General features: G+C 71.9%; 10 protein-coding genes. 3 read left to right on the forward strand and 7 right to left on the reverse strand.

Going from position 1 to position 16,604, the window contains the following annotated elements:
• Positions 1–603, reverse strand: a 603-nt coding sequence (locus AB0K37_RS23440; RefSeq protein WP_363984430.1) for a GntR family transcriptional regulator, incomplete at its 3' end; no start/stop codon positions are given.
• Positions 604–756: 153 nt separating this feature from the next.
• Between AB0K37_RS23440 and AB0K37_RS23445 the strand changes: the two genes are divergently transcribed.
• Positions 757–990: a hypothetical protein gene (locus tag AB0K37_RS23445; protein ID WP_363984432.1), complete on the forward strand. Its 234-nt coding sequence runs from the start codon at positions 757–759 to the stop codon at positions 988–990.
• On the opposite strand, the gene AB0K37_RS23450 is transcribed toward AB0K37_RS23445, so the two are convergent.
• Positions 991–2,199 (reverse strand): PucR family transcriptional regulator, encoded by a 1,209-nt coding sequence (locus tag AB0K37_RS23450; RefSeq protein WP_244993805.1) that lies wholly within the window; start codon positions 2,197–2,199, stop codon positions 991–993.
• Positions 2,200–2,988: 789 nt separating this feature from the next.
• Here AB0K37_RS23450 and AB0K37_RS23455 point away from each other — a divergent pair.
• Positions 2,989–5,007, forward strand: a complete 2,019-nt coding sequence (locus AB0K37_RS23455; RefSeq protein WP_363984435.1) for a glycoside hydrolase family 15 protein — start codon at positions 2,989–2,991, stop codon at positions 5,005–5,007.
• A 150-nt stretch (positions 5,008–5,157) separates the two neighbouring features.
• On the opposite strand, the gene AB0K37_RS23460 is transcribed toward AB0K37_RS23455, so the two are convergent.
• Both AB0K37_RS23460 and AB0K37_RS23465 read right to left on the reverse strand, forming a co-directional pair.
• Positions 5,158–5,757, reverse strand: coding sequence for a hypothetical protein (locus AB0K37_RS23460; protein ID WP_363984437.1), 600 nt, complete (start codon positions 5,755–5,757; stop codon positions 5,158–5,160).
• Between the two features lie 439 nt (positions 5,758–6,196).
• Positions 6,197–6,805 carry a LysE family translocator gene (locus AB0K37_RS23465; RefSeq protein WP_363984439.1) on the reverse strand — a complete coding sequence of 203 codons (609 nt, stop codon included), beginning with the start codon at positions 6,803–6,805 and terminating at the stop codon, positions 6,197–6,199.
• 108 nt (positions 6,806–6,913) lie between these two features.
• On the opposite strand from AB0K37_RS23465, the gene AB0K37_RS23470 reads away from it, so the two are divergent.
• Positions 6,914–7,366: an Lrp/AsnC family transcriptional regulator gene (locus AB0K37_RS23470; protein ID WP_185029243.1), complete on the forward strand. Its 453-nt coding sequence runs from the start codon at positions 6,914–6,916 to the stop codon at positions 7,364–7,366.
• Position 7,367: 1 nt separating this feature from the next.
• Here the strand turns inward: AB0K37_RS23470 and AB0K37_RS23475 are convergent, their stop codons facing one another.
• The 3 genes from AB0K37_RS23475 to AB0K37_RS23485 form a co-directional block, all read right to left on the reverse strand.
• Positions 7,368–8,249: a carbohydrate-binding protein gene (locus AB0K37_RS23475; RefSeq protein ID WP_363984441.1), complete on the reverse strand. Its 882-nt coding sequence runs from the start codon at positions 8,247–8,249 to the stop codon at positions 7,368–7,370.
• A gap of 166 nt (positions 8,250–8,415) precedes the next feature.
• Positions 8,416–9,750, reverse strand: a complete 1,335-nt coding sequence (ccrA, locus tag AB0K37_RS23480; RefSeq protein WP_363984443.1) for a crotonyl-CoA carboxylase/reductase — start codon at positions 9,748–9,750, stop codon at positions 8,416–8,418.
• 38 nt (positions 9,751–9,788) lie between these two features.
• Positions 9,789–16,328 carry an SDR family NAD(P)-dependent oxidoreductase gene (locus AB0K37_RS23485; RefSeq protein ID WP_363984445.1) on the reverse strand — a complete coding sequence of 2,180 codons (6,540 nt, stop codon included), beginning with the start codon at positions 16,326–16,328 and terminating at the stop codon, positions 9,789–9,791.
• Positions 16,329–16,604 lie beyond the last annotated feature (276 nt).

Consider the following 16,604-nt stretch of genomic DNA (forward strand, 5'->3'; position numbering starts at 1 on the left):
CTGCTCGTCCGGGCGGGGCAGCCGGCACGTCACCGTCTCCTCGAACGTGATCCGGTAGCCCGCCTCCTCCAGCCGGGAGTAGATGCCGCCCGGGCCCGTGTCGACCTCGCGCAGCACCGGGATCTCCTCCACGATCTCAAGGATCACCCAGGTCGTCGCCGTCTGGACCGGCGGCTCCCCCACGACGCCCTGGACGCGCGCCCGCTCCAGCACCCGCGTCCCGACCGGGACGTCCAGGCGGAACGCGAGCCGGTCGTCGGCCTCCACCTCGGCGACGGCCGTCCGGGTGAACGGGGTGCGCCCGTCCCGCCGCGCCGACACGTGGAACCCGCGCCACCCCCCGACCTGCCGGGTGATGTCGGACGCCGCGCGCCGCACCCGCGGAGCCTCCCGCACCTGCGCGCCCGCGCCGTGCCGCAGCTGGACGAGGCCCTGCTCGGCCAGCAGCCGCAGCGCCCGCCGGACGGTGGAGCGGTCGGCCTCGTACACGCGCGCCAGCTCGCGCTCGGACGGCAGCCAGGCCGCCGGGTCCAGCTCGCCCTCGACGATACGAGCGGCGAGCGCGTTGCTGATCGCCTGTGCCTTCGCGGGGGGTCGCGGCATACCAGATCCTGCTCCAGGTCGGTGCATTGACCTCATACCGTACAGATCCCACTCGCTCCCGCCCCCTCTTGGGGTTGCGGCGAACGCATTGTGGTCAGTGTTTGGTGGTTCTATGGTAGACCTACCAGGAACCGACCGAGGGAGCCCCGCTTCATGTCGGCGACCATGTGCATGCCCGGTTGGCACAGCGAACGCTCCGACGCCGGCCTCCGCGCGACCCGCGTCACCCCCCTGTCGGACTACCAGCTCCTCAACGGCTGCCTCGAAGAGATCGTCGCCGCCGACGAGGGCGAGCTCTGGCTGCTCTGCGACGCGCAGACCCGGCTGGCCGAGCGCGTCGCCACCGCCGAGCGGCTGCGGTCCTCCCGCCACGCCGGGCAGCCCTGATCAGCCCCGCCGCAGGCTGACGACCTCGCCCGACTCCCCGACCGCCGCACGGGCCGGCGGCATGATCCGCTCCCCCGCGTTGTCGGCCAGCAGTGCCCGCGCGCGCAGCACGATCTCCAGGTCGAAGCGCAGGTCCGGATCCAGGAGCTGGTCGCCGAACAGCTCCTCCAGCTGGCGCAGCCGGTACCGGACGGTCTGCGGGTGGACGTGCAGCCGCATCGCGACCTCGTTGGCGTTGCGCCCCGACTGCAGCCACGCCAGCAGCGTCTCGGCGAGCCGGTCCTGCTGGCTGGCCCGCAGGTGCGCCAGCGGCGCGAGCCGCAGGTCGGCCAGCGAGGTGATGAGCCCCTCGTCCTGGAACAGGATCAGCGTGGACATGTGCTCCACGCTGCGGATCACGCCGCTGTCGGCCTCGATCACGCCGCGCTGGACCAGGCACAGCGTCTTGCGCGCCCACTGGATCGAGCGCGCCGCCTCCATCAGCGGGACGGTCGGGCCGACGACGGCGAGCGTCCCGGACAGGGCGCGGTCCACGAGCTTGGCGCGGCCGGGCCCGTCCGGGTCGGGGATGATCAGGCTGGGGGTGCGGCGGGTGAGGTCGGCCAGCACGTCCGGCGGGAACGCGGGCTGGCGGGTGTCGGCGTGGTGCCGGCCGAGCGCGACCGCGGCGACCGTCCGCGGGACGGGCCAGTGCGCGGCGGCGGCGAGGTCGGCGATCGCCTCCTGCGCGGCCGGCGGGTCGGCGAACAGCAGGTCGAGCAGGCGCTTGCGGCGGCGCTGCATCTCCCCCGCGACCGCCGCCTTGGCCTGCGAGAACCCCTCGGCGGCCGCGTGCGCCAGCTCGTCCTGGAACTGCATCAGGACCTCGCCGACGGCGCCGAGCGTGCGCGGCGGCACCTGCAGCGCCTCGGCGCCCTCGGTCATCCGGCGCCACGCCACCATGCCGCCGACCCGCATCGCCGTCTGCATCGCGTCGAGGCTGCGTCCCTCGCCCGCCTCGCCGCGGCCGATGGCGCGGAAGAAGTCGGTCACCGGAGCGGGGTCGTGACCGGGGTCGGCCACCCGCTCGACGAAGAAGTGGAGCACGCGCTCCACGGCGAGCCGGAGGGTCCCCGAGTAGGAGCCGTCCCCCGGCCGGTCGTACTCCCTGACGCGCGTCTGAATCTCCTGGATCATGTCGTCCGCCACCTCGTCGAGGTGGGGTCGCATGTGATCCGCCAGTTCCCTCGGCAGATCCGCCCACGGGCGCCCGCTGGTGGTCGAACCGTCGTTCGCCACAGAACCTCCCAGCTCCGTCCCCCTGCGTTGCGCGCCGTTCACACGGGGTAATTACTTACTTATGGGACCTGTGTGGGGCAAATCATGACCCGCGACGTGCCCGGGGCGCAAAGTCTAGGTCGACGAACGACCAGGTTCGGCCGGTGACGTGAGAAAAATTCACAAATTTCTCCGCCCGGAGAAGCGGCCCCGTGACTTCGCCGAGACAGCCCCTGATCGACAGGGCGCCCACCCCGGACTCAGCCCCGGCGCGAGGCCGGGCCCCCGCGTGAGACTCACCTGACCCCGCGGCCGTATCGCTCTCAACCGAGGCTTCGCGCCCGAATCCTCCAGGTTGGCCGGACGCGGCCAAACCGACGTCCTGACACCCCTACCGCGGGACTCGATCCGGACCGCACCACTACGGACAGTGACCGCCCTCTGTGCATGATCGGCGCCGCGGGCTTCATCGTGCCTGGCGACTCCCCGCGCCGCGGCCGTCCGGCCGGCTTCGCACCGTCCCGGGATCGGGCTTCCACGCCGCCGAAGGGCGGCAATTTATCACCGCCCTGCCCCTCCCAACAATGATCAAGCCGGTGCGAAAGGCGGGACGGTGACGCCCGCGCGTCCTGCGTGTGTCGGCTGTGTTGCCTCCGTGTGACATCCACGGACGGTCACGAATGTGTGCCACCTCACGTGGCGCACGCAACACACCCAACAACCCAGAGAGGAGAGAACGCTATGCGTAGCGAGCTCTCAGTACAGCTGCAGCGGATGCGGTGGCGAAACCCCGCAGACGCCGCGGCGACCGCCGTCGCCGCCGGCATCGCCGGCGTCATCGGCCGGAAGTACGAGTCGCCCGACATCGGCGAGACCGCCGTCATCGGGAACGGTCACGGCCGCCTCGCGGTCTTCGGCCCCGACGGGAACGTCTGCTCGTGGAACGTTCCCTTCGGCCACGGCGTGCCGGTCTGCAACGGCCTGTACGACGGGACGGAGGACACCGCGTTCCGACTCGGTGTCGCCGGCGAGGACCGACCGACCGACATGCGGTTCAAGGCCAACTCGGCCACCCTGGTGTCGACCTGGACGAGCCCCAAGGGGCACGCCCGGGAGGAGGCCGTCATGGTGGGGTCCCCGACGACCCCCGACGGCAACCAGCTGGTGCGAAGGCTCACCTGTGAGAGGGGGAGCGTCACCGCCAAGCTGGACTTCCGCCTCCGCTACGGCCACGCGGGCGAGCAGCCGGTCCAGTGGACCGTCCTGCGCTCCGGGCGCGGCTTCACGGAGTACGTCGCCACCGTGGGGAACGTGAAGATGTTCTTCACGACCAACATGCACCTCACGTTCGGGGAGGGCGGGACCTCGGTCAGGGGGTCTCTGCCCCTGAAGGCCAAGAAGTCCGCCTTCTTCGCGGTCGGGGGACACGACAGCCTGTCGCCGAGGACCGACAAGGAGGCCAAGCGCCTCTTCGCCGAGTCCGAGAACGGCTGGCTGGAGTACGTCCAGAGCCTGCGGAACCTCCGCGGCAAGTACGCCGGGGTCGCGATCCGAAGCGCGATCAACCTGCGGCTGCTGGGCTTCGGGAACGGGGGCTCGTTCTACGCGGCCGCCACCCGGAGTCTCCCGGAGGACGACCCGCTGCTCGGCCTGGCCGTGCGGTGCTGGGACTACCTGAAGGACTGGGAGCGTGACGGCGTCCTGACGGTGCTCAGCCTGACGGACGCGGGGGACCAGAAGGTCCTCCTGGCGCGGTACCAGTGGTACAAGAAGCTGCACGACATCAGCCACAGGCTGGCGATCATGCACGAGGTCGACGGCGGCAACGTCGCGAGCAACGGCGAGGTCGTCATCCCCGGGATCGGTCACCGCGGCTCGGTCTACCGCGTCGGCAACGGCGCGGGCGACCAGAAGCAGCACGACTGGATCTCGTACGCGGCGGAGGTGTGCTACCGCCTGGCGCTCCAGGGCCTCATCGACCTGGAGTTCGTGGCGCCCCTGGCCGAGCAGGCCAAGGCGGCCATGTTCAAGCCGTGCTCCGGCGTCTGGGAGATCCGCCCCGCGGAGAACCAGGAGAACGGCGCGAAGTTGCGGGTCTACGCCTCGGCGCAGATCCTCAACGGCCAGGCTCTGGCCTACTTCTCCAAGATCTTCGAGATGGCGGGGGAGCAGGAGAAGGCCCGGGAGTACAAGGCCCTGGCCGCCAAGGTCATGCCGTGGGTGCGGGACAACTGCGTCAAGCGCGGCGTCATCGTGGCCGCACCCGACATGCCCGTGCTGGACTCGTCGATCCTCCTCGCCTTCATGCAGGCGCCGGACATGTTCGAGTCCAGGGACGAGGAGCTGGTGCGCGCCACGGCGCTCGCCATCGACGAGCCCCACACCACCGTGGGTCCCCTCAAGGGGCTCCGCGTCGGCAAGGGGCACGTCCGCTACCACGCGGCCGAGTTCCAGGACGGCATCTCCCTCGCCGAGGAGGGGCTGTTCAACAACATCACGGGCTGGCTGGCCATCGTGTTCCTCCAGCTCGGCATGCTCCAGCGTGCCGAGACCCTCATGGGGGAGCTGATGGGCACCTTCAACCGGGTGGGGCAGGCCTCCGAGGAGAACACCCCCGGGGGCCGCGCCCTCGGAAACCTGAACCAGGCGTACGTCTACCAGGCCGTCATCTGGTTCGCCCTCCTCTTCGAGGCCCTCATGGCCGAGATCGAGGAGGCGCAGGTCGCTGAGGCGGTCTCGCGCACCAGCCGCGCCGTGTAACTCGCGGAACGGCAGCAAGTGAATCGTGTCGGCCCGCGCCTTCGGGCGCGGGTCGGCACGACCACACCAGTACACCGGTCCGGCTCGTACCCTTCGGGGCACGAGCCGGACTCTTGTGTGAAACGACGCGATCGCCCCCAGGCCAAGGCGTCAGTCGAAAAGATCCTCAGCCGAGTCGGCGCTGACGGCACGCTGGATCCACCGCTCGATCTGCTCGGGGTCCGTACATCCCTCGACCCGCGCGCGGATGTTCTCGGGAACATCGAGACCGCGCGCCTCAAGCATGAGCAGCAGCGCCTTCACCTCCCCCTCGGTACGCCCTTCGACACGCCCCTCGACACGCCCTTCGACACGCCCTTCGGCGCGGCCCTCGGCGCGGTGGGTGAGGGCGAACTCTGACTGCCACTCGTAGTTGTCGATTTTCACCGTTTCCTCCAGGAGTTTGCGGGCGGCGTCAGAGAACCGCGACAGTACGTAGTCATGATAGAGCGCCCCGGTGTCACCGCTGAGGGAGCCGATGGCAGCGGACAGGCCTCGGATGACGGCTTCCGCCTGCGGGCCGTCCGCGTGGGCGGGGGCGCTGAGGACCGCCAGTTCGGGGAGGCGGCGGGCCCGGTCCGGGTCGGTGATGGGCGGCAGCATTCCGGGATGGACGGTGAGGGGTTCGAGCACCCATTTGGGGTGGCCCATGTCGATGGGGGCGGCGCATCCTCTTGCCGTGGCCTGGTCGGGACACAGCACGAGAAGCATCACGGGGCAGCGGCGCCGGAGGCGCAGTGACGCCAGGTAGGCGGGCCAGCTGAAGGTCTTCTGGCTTAAGACTCGCAGCTGGGATTCCACTACGACGCCCAGGGTGGGCGACTCCGGGTCGCCGAGCGACGGTGGCGTCACAGCGCAGTTCGGCGGGGTTGGTGTCGGCGTAGGACTCCGATGCCAGCGTGGCTCGCGCGTTGCCGGACACGTCGAGTCCGAAGACGCTCCGCAACATCTCGGGGACGAGCTGCGGCCTGTTGCGGACCATCTCCAGCGGCAGCTCGTGGTTGTTGGTGGGCATGAGAGCAAGCTAAGAGTAATCAATTGGCAACGTAGAGCTATCGAGTCGTTTCCGTCCCTGCGGGCCATGGCAGAGAGGATCCCGATAGCTCGATCGCGCCATCGAGCTGGGCGGGGAGGGCGGTCGCGTTGCTGGTCAGGGGAGGAGGTGGTCGAGCAGGAGCCATGCGCCCAGGGCGGTCATCGCGGCTCCGGATAGGCGGGTGACGGTGCGGGCGGCTGCGGGGCGGGGGTCAAGGACTGTGCGGGTCAGGGTGCCCAGGCAGAGGTAGAACGCGGCGCAGGTGGCCATGAAGGGCAGGCCCAGGACGGCCAGTTGCGCGGGGAGCGGCCAGGCGTCACGGGGATCGGTGAACTGGGGCAGCAGGGCCACGAAGATCAGCAGGCCTTTGGGGTTGAGGCCGCTCACGCCGACGCCGCGCAGGAAGGTGTTCCAGTCGGTGCCGGCGCCGGTCCGGACGTCGAGGGGGGCGGGGCGGGCGAAGGTCGTCGCGCCGTGCCAGATGAGGTAGAGGCCGCCGACGACGGTGAGGCCCGTCAGGGCGGACGGGGAGTCGGCGACCAGCGCGCCGACGCCTGCCGCGACGATCGCGGTCACCGCGGCGTAGCCGGTGACCAGCCCGGCCACGGCGGGCACGACTCCGCCGCGCAGTCCGGTGGAGAGGGTGAAGGCCCAGTCCGCGCCCGGGACGGCGATGAGAAGCAGCGACACCGTCCAGAACGCGAGCACCGATCCCGCTGCCATCGCATTCCTCCCCTTCTGGAGGCCATTACGGGGAGAATACGATTGAACTGGTGGAAAGTGGTTTCGACTTTTGGCGGATCAGAAGCATTTTGTGGAAGAATCTGCTTTGTGGACGCCATCGATCGGAAGATCCTTGCCGTGCTCCAGGAGGACGGCCGGTTGACGGTCACCGAGCTGGCGGCGCGGGTGGGGTTGAGCGTCTCGCCTTGCCACCGGCGGCTGCGGGAGCTGGAGCGCGGCGGCACGATCCGCGGGTACCGCGCGGTCGTGGACGCCGCCGCGCTCGGCCTGACCTTCCAGGCGCTGGTCTTCGTCACCATGCGGCAGGAGGACCGCGACACGCTGCTCGGCTTCGAGGCCGCCGTCGCGCGAGTGCCGGAGGTGGTGCAGGCCCAGCGCCTGTTCGGCGACCCCGACTATCTGCTGCGCATCGTCACCGCTGATCTGAAGGCCTATCAGGAACTGGAGGACGACGTCCTCGCGGCGTTGCCTGGGGTGCAGCGGCTGAACTCCACGCTGGTGATGAAACACGTCGTGAACGATCGGCCGCTGCCCACCTGAGCTACTGCCTGACGATCCAGTGGTCGTTCGCGCCGGCGCGGACGAATTGCAGGGACGGGCACAGATAGTCGCGGGGGTTGGGGGTCGCGGTCGGCTGCCAGGGCGAGTCCGAGGCGGTCGCCGGGCTCCAGGCGCCGTTCCGGCGGAGTTGGATGGAACTGCTCTCGAAGACGACGTTCTTCGCGTCCGCGCAGTAGTAGGCGTTGCCCGTGCTCGGGTCGCGGGTCGCGTAGATCTCGAAGATGTCCCAGCCGTAGGTCAGCGAGCTCGTGTCCCGGCCCGACTTGCTGTAGAAGAGGCTCCAGGAATTCGTCGTGTAGTTGTAGAGGTACGCCGACCACGCGTTGGTGGAGGCGTTCGTCCTGACGAGCTGGACGCTGTAGGCGGGGCGCCCGTTCACGCTCTTGGTGTAGGTCCGGAGGAAGTTCGCGTCCATCTTCACCTCCTTGGCGGGCCCGTTGCCGCCGCACCAGTCCCAGGCCCAGATCTCGTTCCCGACGGCCTGGGAGTAGACGGTCGTGATCTCCATGCAGGACCCGGCGGCCTTGATGGTGGGCGTGTAGGTGAAGTCGGCGCTGTTCGACACCCGATAGCTCGTGTCGACGCTGTGGGTGGCCGTGAGCCCGTCGTGGGACCCGGCGGCCGGCTCGACGCCCCAGAAGTGATGGATCTGCTCGCGGCGCAGGCGGGAGCGGTGCAGGTCGCGGAATCTCTGCACGGCCTCGGCGTTGCGGGCGTCGGGGATGAATGTGCGGGCGCCCGCGACGTGTCCGCGTTTCGCGGCGGTCGGGTCGGGAGCGGAGGGGGCCGCGGAAACGTTCGCGGCGGGAATGGCGGTAAAGGCGGCGAGAACGGCGCAGGCGAGCAGGGTTCGACGCTGCATCACGCGACTCCTTTTGGCGGGGGCGGTCTGCTAGCGCGCGCTGTTGCCGTCCCAAAGAATCGCTATCCGCGCCTCGTACTGTCAACGAAACGTTTTTCAACCCGCCTTCAGAAGGCGTAGAAGAAAAGGGACGGGCCCCGCGCCCCGGGCCCGTCCCGCGCGCGTGTCAGCGGCGGTAGAGGTTCAGCTTCTCCTCGCCGATGCGCTCGCGCAGCGCGGGGTCGTCCACGCCCTGGCCCTCGCCGGTGGCGGCGCACAGGACCGCGACCTTGCCGATGTGCTGGTTCGTCTGGACGGCCCGGGTCGCGTCCCCGGCCTCGTCCAGCGGGAAGACCTTCGACAGCGTCGGGTGGATCATGCCGAGGCCGATCAGCCGGTTGATCTCGACGGCCTCGTGGTAGTTGAAGCCGTGCGAGCCGATGATGCTCTTCAGCCGCATCCACAGGAACCGGTTGTCGTACTCGTGCCGGTACCCGGTGGAGGAGCCGCAGGTGACGATCTTGCCGCCGCGCTTGGCGACGTAGACGGACGCGCCGAACGTCTCGCGGCCGAGGTACTCGAACACGATGCCGGGGTCCTCGCCGACGAGCCGGCGGATCGCCTCGCCCAGCATCCGGCCGGCCTTCGGGTGGCGCAGGCCCTGCTCGCCGAGCTCCAGGTCGTTGCGGTTGATGATGTGGTCGCAGCCCTGCGAGCGGACGATGTCCGCCTTCTCCTCGGAGGAGACCACGGCGACGGGGATGCCGCCGCCGTTCTTCACGAGCTGCGTCGCGAACGAGCCGAGCCCGCCGGTCGCGCCCCAGATCAGCACGACGTCGCCCTGCTTCATGCGGGCGCCGTGCGACCCGACCAGCATCCGGTAGGCGGTCGCGGCGCACAGCGTGTTGGAGCCCGCCTCCTCCCACGTCAGGTGGGCGGGCTTGCGGATCAGCTGGTTCGCCTTGACGATGCAGTACTCGCCGAGCGACCCGAAGTTCGTCTCGAAGCCCCACGCGAGCTGGCTCTCCGACATCATGCCGTCGTCGTAGGAGCCGTGGTCCTCCTCGTCCACGTAGGACGGGGACAGCACGACCTTGTCGCCGACCTTCCAGCTCTTCACGCCGCTGCCGGTGCGCACGACGACGCCCGAGCCGTCCGAGCCGAGGATGTGGTACGGCAGGTCGTGCCGGGCGCCGTACCAGCCCTGGCGGCCGAACTTCTCCAGGAACGCGAACGTCGGGACCGGCTCGAAGATCGCCGACCAGACGGTGTTGAAGTTGATCGCGGCGGACATCACCGCGACGACGCACTCGTCGGGCGCGAGCTCGGGCATCTCGACCTCGCCGACGTGCAGGGAGCGGCGCACGTCCTTGTCGGTCTGGCCCTCGAAGATCCCGACCTCGTCCTTGCGGGTGAACGCCGCGCGGAAGCGGGTCGGCAGGTCGATCTCCTGCAGCTCGGGACCGCTCGCGCCGGACCGGACGGCGTCGAGCAGGGCGTGGGACGGGCCGGGGTGGGCCATGGGGATGTCCTCCGTGGAACGGGTTCGGGGGGCGGCCCTCAGCGGGCCGTGATCGGCGCGGGGACGGTGTCGCTCTCCCGCCGTCCCGCGAGCCGGGCCTCCAGGTGCGCGGCGAGAACGCCCACACCGGGCGGATCGAGCAGGTTGAGATGGTGCGCACCGGGGATCGTGACGATCTCCAGGTCGGCGCAGAGCCCGCCGAAACCGTTGGTCCCGTCGAGCACGTAGCGTGCGTCCCGCACGGCCCAGGGGGTCTCCTCGGGCGCGTAGTAGAGGACGACGTGCCCGTCGTAGGGCTCCGGCTTGTACGCCTCCAGGGAACGGGTGTCCTGGTGGGACGTGAGCTGGTGGGTGAGCGCCGCCGGGGGGATGTGGTCGACCAGGGGCGCCGCACGCTCCATGACCAGGGCGAACTGCGACTCCTCGTCCAGCCCGGACAGCTCCTCGTAGGTGAGGGCGACCTCCAGGCCGTAGGTCTCGTTGATGTAGTCGGCGAACGCGGAGAAGCGCCGGGCGAGCGTGTCAGACTCGTCGTCCACCGCGAGCGGGAGGCCCGCGTCGAACAGCGCGACGAACTCGACCTCGCGGCCCGCCTCCGCCAGCTGCCGGGCGGTCTCGTAGGCGAGGACGCCGCCGAACGACCAGCCGCCGAGCCGGAACGCGCCCTCGGGCTGCGCCTCCATCAGGTGCCGGACGTAGCGGGCGGCGCGCTCCTCGACGGGCGGCGCGTCCTCGAACCGCTCCAGCCCGTACACCGGCTGGTCGTCGCCGAGCAGGTCGACGAGCTGGCGGTAGCAGGCGGTGGTGCCGCCGGCCGGGTGCGCGATGAAGATCGGCCGCCGCCCCCCAGGCCGGTCATTGTGGGGGGACGACCCCCCACGCCCCCCGGAACCGCTCCTGTTCAGCGGCCGGACGGTCTGCCGCGCCGCCTCCTCGTCGGCCGCCCTGAGGTACTCGGCGACGTTCTGCGCCGTCGGCGTCTCGAACAGCTCCCCGCGGGTGACCTCGCCGCCGACCTCCCGCGCGACGAGCGCGACGACCCGGTCGGCGTCGAGGTCCCGGCCGCCGAGGTCGGCGAAGAAGTCCGCGGTGACGCCGACGCGGTCGAGGCCGAGGACGTCCTCGAAGATGCGGACGGCGAGGCGCTCGGCGGCGTCGCGCGGCATGACGTACCCGGACTCGGCGTTCGACACCGCCGCGGGGGCGGGAGAGGGGGCGGCGGCGTCGGCGAGGCCGAGCTCGCCGGCCGCCCACTCCTCGAAGACGTTCACGCTGGCGCCCTGGAGCAGCACCGACGCCGGGACGGTCAGCCCGAGGTCGTGCTCGACCCCGCTCTTGATCCGGACCGCGACGAGGGAGTCGAGGCCGAGGTCGGTGAGCGGGACGGACGGGTCCAGGCGCTGCGGGTCGAAGCCGAGCACGGCCGCGATCCGGTGCCTGACCTGCGCGGCGATCATCTTGCGGGCGGTGGCCGGGTCGAGGTCCCCGAGCGCCTCCACGCCGGGCCAGTCGCCGGCGTCGCCCGCGCCCAGTTCGCCGGCCGCCTCGGTGAGCGCGGCGAAGTAGGGCATGTTCCGGATCTCCGGGAACAGGCCGACGGCGGTGGCGGGGTCGAAGCGCAGCACGCCCGTCGCCGCCCTGCCGTGCACGAGGAGCGCCTCCAGCGCCTCCGCGCCCTCCGCCGGGCTGATCGGGTCGATCACGGTGACCGACGTCTCGGCGGCCCCGCCGACCCGCGACCACGTGCCCCAGTTGATGGTCGTCCCGGGGCGCCCGTTCGCCCGCCGGTACGCCATGAGCGCGTCGATCGCGGCGTTCGCGGCGGCGTAGGCGGCCTGCCCCGGCGAGCCGAGCAGCGCGGCCGCCGAGGAGTGCGTGACGAGCCAGTCGAGGTCGAGGTCCCAGGTGGCCTCGCTGAGCCGCCGGGCGCCCTCGACCTTCGCCGTCCACACCCTGTGGAGATCCTCCGGGCCGAGGTCGGCGATCAGCCGGTCGTCGATCGCTCCGGCGCCGTGCACCACCCCGCACAGCCGGGTCCCGCCCTCCTGGGCGACCGCGACCAGGCGTTCGGCGGTGCCGGGCTGGGCGATGTCACCGAGCACGACGCCGACGTCGACGCCGTCCTCGCGCAGGCGGGCGATCACCTTCTCGGCGTCGGCGTCGGGGCCGCCGCGCCCGGACAGGACGATGCGCCCGGCGCCCCGCTCGGCCAGCAGCCGCGCGGTGACCAGGCCGATCCCGCCGTACCCGCCGGTGATGACGTACGCGCCGCCGCGCCGGACGACGCGCTTCTTCCTGGCCGGCGTCTCCGGCAGGACGGCCTGCGCGAGGCGCGCCGCATGCCGGGTGCCCGCGCGCCAGGCGACCTCCCGCGCGTCGTCGCCCGCAAGCAGTTCCGCGACCAGATCGGCGGGACGGTCGACGTCCACATGGGTGGCGCGCTGGACGGTGCGTTCGAACGCCAGAACCCTGGTGAGCGCGCTGACGAACCCGTGGCCGGGCACGCCCTCCCCTGCCAGGGGCAGCGCGGAGCGGGTCGCGATGTAGAGGCGGGGGCCGTCGGGCAGCGAGCGGCTCACCCCCGCGACGGCGAGGACGAGTTCCTCGTCCACGAGATCGGCGGGCGGGACCAGCACGACGCCGTCGACCGGCTCGGCCATGGCCGGATGGTCGTCCGGCGGCCGGTTCGTCGGCCGGTGCCGGATGACGCGCTTCCCGCGCTCCTCCAGCCCGGCGGCCGCCGCGTCGCCCAGCGCGTCGTCCTCATCGGCCAGCACCAGCCAGGTGCCGCCTTCGGACGGCTCGGCGCCCTCCGGGAGGGGCGTCTCGTCCCAGACGAGTTCGACCAGCTTGTCGGCGAGCGGGACGGGGATGTCGTGGCGCTCGACCCGGCGGAGCACGATGCCGGTCGCCTCGGCGAGGACCCGGCCGTCCGCCGCCAGGAGCGCGACCGAGCCCGTCACGTCCTCCTCGCCCCGGACGACCTTCGCCTGGACGTGGCCGCCGCGGTGCGTCGGGCCGAACACGCGGAGGCTCCCGATCGTCTCGGCCTGCCACACGCCGCCGTCGCCGCCCGCCGCCTCGTCCGACAGCACGGACAGGCAGCGGTCGAAGACCTCGGGGTGCAGCCGGTAGTGGCGGCTGCCGCGCTCGGCGGCGGCGACCTCGGTGGACGGGCCCGGCCCGGACGCGGCGGGGGGACGGTGGTCCTCTCCGACGTCCGCGCTGGCCAGCCGCGCCCACGTGCCCGCCGGGGTCAGCGCGTGGATCTCCACCCGCTGCTCCGCCTCGGTGAACGTCGTCGTCACGGTCACGTGGTCGGCGAGCGCGAGCCGCCGCTCCATCCACAGGCTGTTGACACGGACGTCCTCGGTGCCGAGCGCGGCCGCGCCGGCGGCGAGCGCCATCTCCGCGAACGCCGCGACGGGCAGTGCGTGGACCCCGTGGACGGCCGCCGCCCGCAGCCACGGCTGCGCGGCGAGGCCCACGTCGGCGCGCCAGGCGTGCCGGTCTTCGCCGGGAAGCTCCACATGCGCCCCCAGCAGGGGATGCTCGTCGTGCTTGCCCGACGTGCGCGCCGACAGGTCGACCCAGTGCCGCTCGTGCCGCCACGGCGACTGCGGGACGTCGACGATCCGCCCGTCCACGGGCCTGCCGATCGTGTGGCCGTGCGCGGCCAGGGTGGCGAGCTGCGCGTGGAACGTCAGCGTGTCGTCGGTCTCCTGGCCCCTCGGCGCCCGCTTCAGCGTGTGGGTGACGAGCGCGCCCGTCCCCTCCAGGGTCTCGCCCACCGCGTGCGCCAGGATCGGGTGCGCGTTGACCTCGACGAACGTCCGGAAGCCGTCCTCGGCGGCGGCCGCGACCGCGTCCGTGAGCCGCACCGCGTTCCGCAGGTTCGCCGCCCAGTGGTCGACGCCGAGGGCGGACGCGGAGTCGAGGTACGCGCGCGGATCGTCCTGGGCCGTGGTGTAGAGCCTGACGCCCTCGGCGAGCGGGGCGCCCCGCTCGGCCCCCACGCCGGCGAGGAGTTCGCGCAGCTCGGGCAGGAGCGGGTCGACCTGGGGCGAGTGGCCGGCGCCCTCGGCCTGCACCATCCGGGCGAGCCGGCCCTCGGCCTCGGCCCGCTCGACGATCTCGGCGACCTGGCCGGCGTCGCCGGTGACCACGGTCTGCTTCGGCGAGGAGTGCACGGCCGCGTAGACCTCGGGCAGGCCCTCGCCGAGCCGCGCGACCTCCGCGGCGGACGCGCCGAGGACCGCCATCGCGCCGCCGCCGACGAGCCGCGTCAGCAGTCGGGACCTGCGGCAGATGACGCGGACGCCGTCCTCCAGGGTGAGCGCGCCCGCGACGACGGCCGCCGCGACCTCGCCCATCGAGTGGCCGACCACCGCGCCGGGCGTGACGCCGTACGCCCGCCACATGCGGGCGAGGGCGATCTGGATCGCGAACAGGACCGGCATCGTGTCGGCCGGGCCGTCCGGTTTGCGGCCCTCTTCGAGGAGCGACCACAGCTCGGGGCCGCCCTCCTCGGCGAACAGGCCGTCCAGGTCGTCGATGGCCTCGGCGAACGCGGGCTCCTCCTCCAGGAGCCGCTGCGCCATGCCCGCGCGCTGCGCCCCGTACCCGGAGAACACCCAGACGGGACGGCCGGGCGCGCCGAGCGCCGTCCCCGTCACCACGCCCGGGTGGGGACGGCCTTCGGCCAGGGCGGTCAACCCTTCGACGAGCCCTGCGCGGTCTCTGGCGGCGACGGCGGCGCGGGCCCGTCCGCGGCCGGCGCGCCGGTGCAGGGTGCGGGCGACGTCAGCGAGCCTCACGTCCTGGTTCGGGAGCCACTCGGCCAGCAGGGCCGCATGGTCGCGGATGCGCTCGTCGCTGGTGTCGGACAGCGGGAACGTCCTGACCACGGCCGGTTGGACGGTCGTCTCCTGCGCGGGAGCCTCTTCCAGGATGACGTGCGCGTTCGTCCCACCGAACCCGAACCCGGACACGCCGGCCCGTGCGGGACGCCCCCGGTCGGGCCACGGCGTCTCCTCGGCGACGACCGCCAGGCGCAGCTCGTCGAACGGGATGTGCGGGTTGGGCTCCTTGTAGTGCGCGCTGGGCGGGATGACCCGGTGGTGCAGCGCGAGGACCGTCTTGATGAGGCCCGCTATGCCCGCCGCGGACTCCATGTGCCCGAGATTGGACTTCGCGGAGCCGAGCAGCAGCGGCTCGTCGGGGTCGCGGCCCGCGCCGAGGACCTCGCCGACCGCCTTGGCCTCGATGGGGTCGCCCAGGAACGTCCCCGTTCCGTGGGCCTCGACGTAGTCGACCTCTCGCGTGTCGATGCCCGCGCTCGCGTAGACGTCCCGCAGCAGGGAGCGCTGCGCGTCGGAGTTGGGGGCGACGAGGCCGTTCGAGCGCCCGTCGGAGTTGACTCCGGAGCCGCGGATCACGGCGAGGATCCGGTCGCCGTCCCGTTCCGCGTCCGACAGCCGCTTCAGGACGACGGCGCCGCAGCCCTCCGCGCGGACCATGCCGTCGGCGGAGGCGTCGAACGCCTTGCAGCGCCCGTCCGCGGCCGTCCCGCCGGCGAGGTCGAACGTCATCGTGACGGTCGGCGACAGCAGCAGGTTCACGCCCCCGGCCAGCGCGACGTCGGCCTCGCCGCCGCGCAGCGCCCGCACGGCGAGATGCACCGAGACCAGCGACGACGAGCAGGCCGTGTCGACGATCATGCTGGGGCCGCGCAGGTCGAGCAGGTACGACAGCCGGCCCGCGATGATGCTGAGCGCCGCGCCCGTCGCCGTGAACGGTTCGAGAGAGGCCAGGTCGGACGCGGTGAACGCGGCGTACTCCGGCGCGGACACACCGACGAACACGCCCGTGCGGCTGCCGCGCAGCGACGCCGGGCCGATGCCCGCGTGCTCGAACGCCTCCCACGCCACTTCGAGGACGAGCCGCTGCTGCGGGTCCATGACCGCGGCCTCGCGCGGGGTGATGCCGAAGAACTGCGCGTCGAACTCGGCGACGTCACGCAGGAACCCGCCGAGCCGCGTCGTGCGGTCGAGCAGGTCGCCGACCTCGGGGGAGCCGTCGTCGAACGCGTCCCACCGGCCGTCCGGCACCTCGCGGATCGCGTCGCCGCGCCCGGTCAGGAAGCGCCAGTAGTCGTCCGGGCCGGTCAGGTCGCGGCCGCCGCCGGGGAAGCGCAGCCCGGCGCCGACGACGGCGATGGGCTCGTCGCTCGCGGCCTGCCTCGCGGCCGGCTCCGGCGCCGGGGTCTGCGCGGGGGGCTGCGCGGGGGTCCCGCCGGCCAGCGCGACGGAGAGCTTGTTGATCGTCGGATGTTCCCAGACGAGGGTGGCGGGGAGGGCTCGCCCGAGCATCTGCTCGAGCTCGCCGGCGATCGCGACCGCGTCCCTGGAGGCCAGACCGAACTCCTCCAGCGGCCGGTCGGGGTCGACTTCGGCGGCGGTGGTCCTGGAGCGGCGCGCGATCTGCTCGATCAGGTGCCGGCGGACCGAATCCTCGCTGATCCGTGTCTCGTCCTGCGCGTTCTCCCGCGCGGCTCCGGAACGATCGTTGCTCTGCATGCGGTGGGTTCCCCCCATGAAACCGGGATCGTTCGTCGAAGCGGAGGGACCACTTTGTCTTACGATGACCGACTCACGATGCGCACCCAGACCACTTTTCTCCCCCATGTCTTGTCACGGTGATGACAAGACTCGGCAGTAACCAATGTGGCCTGATGGGATAGTTGTGGTACCACGGCCTGGAGTCAGGGCCGAGTAACGAAGCGCCAACCAATAGTAACAATAGCGACGACTGTTTTTAGGGGGAAGCGGCGGATTTCCGCGGCCGGTGCGGGA

The organism is Actinomadura sp. NPDC049753 (assembly GCF_040674655.1).
GTDB lineage: Bacteria > Actinomycetota > Actinomycetes > Streptosporangiales > Streptosporangiaceae > Spirillospora > Spirillospora verrucosospora.

Excerpts from the sequence above, each read along its gene's own strand:
- AB0K37_RS23445 (WP_363984432.1), top strand. The coding sequence starts at position 757 with ATGTCGGCGACCATGTGCATGCCCGGTTGGCACAGCGAACGCTCCGAC.
- AB0K37_RS23465 (WP_363984439.1), bottom strand. The coding sequence starts at position 6,805 with ATGGCAGCGGGATCGGTGCTCGCGTTCTGGACGGTGTCGCTGCTTCTC.
- AB0K37_RS23485 (WP_363984445.1), bottom strand. The coding sequence starts at position 16,328 with ATGCAGAGCAACGATCGTTCCGGAGCCGCGCGGGAGAACGCGCAGGAC.
- AB0K37_RS23450 (WP_244993805.1), bottom strand. The coding sequence starts at position 2,199 with ATGCGACCCCACCTCGACGAGGTGGCGGACGACATGATCCAGGAGATT.
- AB0K37_RS23460 (WP_363984437.1), bottom strand. The coding sequence starts at position 5,757 with ATGCTTCTCGTGCTGTGTCCCGACCAGGCCACGGCAAGAGGATGCGCC.
- ccrA (WP_363984443.1), bottom strand. The coding sequence starts at position 9,750 with ATGGCCCACCCCGGCCCGTCCCACGCCCTGCTCGACGCCGTCCGGTCC.
- AB0K37_RS23475 (WP_363984441.1), bottom strand. The coding sequence starts at position 8,249 with ATGCAGCGTCGAACCCTGCTCGCCTGCGCCGTTCTCGCCGCCTTTACC.
- AB0K37_RS23455 (WP_363984435.1), top strand. The coding sequence starts at position 2,989 with ATGCGTAGCGAGCTCTCAGTACAGCTGCAGCGGATGCGGTGGCGAAAC.